This is a genomic window from Neisseria sp. P0001.S005 (genome assembly GCF_051963715.1).
Map to the genome: position 1 here is coordinate 1 of NZ_JBQCTZ010000936.1, position 296 is coordinate 296.

The following is a 296-nucleotide window of genomic DNA, read 5'->3' on the forward strand; positions in this document are numbered from 1 at the left end:
TTGCCGATGCCTGCGCCCAAAGCGGTAATCAGCGTGGCGACTTCTTGGCTGGCCAGCATTTTTTCAAAACGTGCTTTTTCGACGTTCAAAATTTTACCTTTGAGCGGCAAAATCGCTTGGAATTTGCGGTCGCGACCTTGCATGGCGGAACCGCCTGCGGAGTCGCCCTCGACGAGATAGAGTTCGGACAGGGCAGGGTCTTTTTCTTGGCAGTCGGCAAGTTTGCCCGGCAGGCCCAAACCGTCCATCACGCCTTTGCGGCGGGTAATTTCGCGTGCTTTGCGGGCGGCTTCGCG

At 57.1% G+C, this 296-nt stretch carries 1 protein-coding gene; it reads right to left on the reverse strand.

Annotated features, from left to right (window positions below; genetic code table 11):
- On the reverse strand, positions 1–296 hold a 296-nt coding region (locus ACTHSP_RS23575), incomplete at both ends, for a toprim domain-containing protein (RefSeq protein ID WP_440347182.1).